Origin of the sequence: Dietzia maris, from assembly GCF_014144855.1 — a bacterium.
Classification (GTDB): domain Bacteria; phylum Actinomycetota; class Actinomycetes; order Mycobacteriales; family Mycobacteriaceae; genus Dietzia; species Dietzia kunjamensis.
The window spans coordinates 1-1,501 of sequence record NZ_JAALDN010000462.1 but is presented as its reverse complement, the minus strand read 5'-3'; the positions used below and the strand labels follow the sequence as shown (position 1 = coordinate 1,501).

At 70.4% G+C, this 1,501-nt stretch carries 2 protein-coding genes; both read left to right on the top strand.

Going from position 1 to position 1,501, the window contains the following annotated elements:
- Positions 1-69: 69 nt before the first annotated feature.
- Entirely contained in the window at positions 70-1,110 is a 1,041-nt protein-coding gene (gene hrcA, locus G6024_RS14315) for a heat-inducible transcriptional repressor HrcA (RefSeq protein WP_119192827.1), read from the top strand.
- 53 nt (positions 1,111-1,163) lie between these two features.
- Positions 1,164-1,501, top strand: a 338-nt coding sequence (locus G6024_RS14310) for a DnaJ domain-containing protein (RefSeq protein ID WP_159149003.1), incomplete at its 3' end; no start/stop codon positions are given.

The following is a 1,501-nucleotide window of genomic DNA, read 5'->3' as shown; positions in this document are numbered from 1 at the left end:
GTCCTCGTCTGAACCGTCGGCCCGGGAAGTGGCATAGAATCGCCACGACGAGGACAGGGAGGAGCGAGTATGTCGAGTACGGCCGATCGTAGGACCGACGTCTTACGGGCGATCGTCTCCGACTACATCGCCTCCCACGAACCGGTCGGGTCCAAGGCCCTCGTCGATCGGCACTCGCTGGGCGTGTCCAGCGCCACCATCCGCAACGACATGGCCGTGCTCGAGGCCGAGGGGTTCATCGTCCAACCCCACACCAGTTCCGGTCGGGTCCCCACGGAGAAAGGCTACCGGCACTTCGTCGACTCCATCGAGGAGATCACCCCGCTGTCGCGCGCGGAACGCCGGGCGATCCAGGCCTTCCTCGAGGGCGCCGTCGACCTGGACGACGTCCTCCGGCGGGCCGCACGGCTGCTGTCCCAGCTCACCCGTCAGGTCGCCGTCGTCCAGTACCCGGTCCTCGGTCGCTCCACGGTGCGCCACCTCGAGGTGGTGAGCCTGAGCCCCACCCGCCTGCTGCTGGTCCTCATCACCGACACCGGCCGCGTCGATCAACGGACGGTGGAGCTGGCCGCGCCGTTGACCGACGAGCTCCTCGGGGAACTGCGGACCCTGCTGTCCGAGGCCGTCGCCGACAAACGCCTGCCCGACGCCTCCGAGGCCCTGACCTCCACGGGCGACCGGGCCCGTCCCGAGATCCGCGACGCGGTCGAGCGCTGCGTCACGGTCCTGGTCGGCACGCTCGTCGAACACCCCGACGACCGGATCGTCCTGGGCGGCACGGCCAACCTCACCCGCAGCGCCGCCGACTTCGACGGCTCCCTGCGCTCGGTCCTCGAGGCGCTCGAGGAACAGGTCGTGATCCTTCGCCTGCTCACCGCGGCCCACTCGGTGGGCCGGGGAGGGCCGGGGGGTGTCACCGTCCAGATCGGGGCGGAGACCCAGGCCGCCGAGATCCGCGGCGCCTCCGTGGTGTCCTCGCAGTACGGGGCGGAGGGCCAGACATTCGGTGGGATGGGGGTGCTCGGGCCCACACGGATGGACTACCCGGGAACAATCGCCTCGGTCGCCGCTGTTGCCCACTACGTGGGCGAGCTCATCACCGGGCGCTGACGTCCGTACGCTCCTTCCCGGAGCCAGATCTTCCTCTCGACGAAAGGCCACACGTGTCACGCGACTACTACGGGACCCTCGGGGTCGATAGGGGCGCCTCGGAATCCGAGATCAAGCGCGCCTACCGCAAGCTCGCCCGGGAGCTCCACCCCGACGTCAACCCGTCGGACGAGGCGCGTGAGAAGTTCAGTGAGATCACCGCGATCTACGAGGTGCTCACCGACCCCGAGAAGCGCCGGGTCGTCGACATGGGCGGCGACCCGCTGGACTCCTCGCCCGGCGCCGGTTACGGCGGCGGCGGCTTCGGTGGTGGCTTCGGCAGCGGCGGCCTCGGTGACGTGTTCGAGGCCTTCTTCGGCGGCGGCGGGGGAGGCGGCGGCGGCCGCGGTCC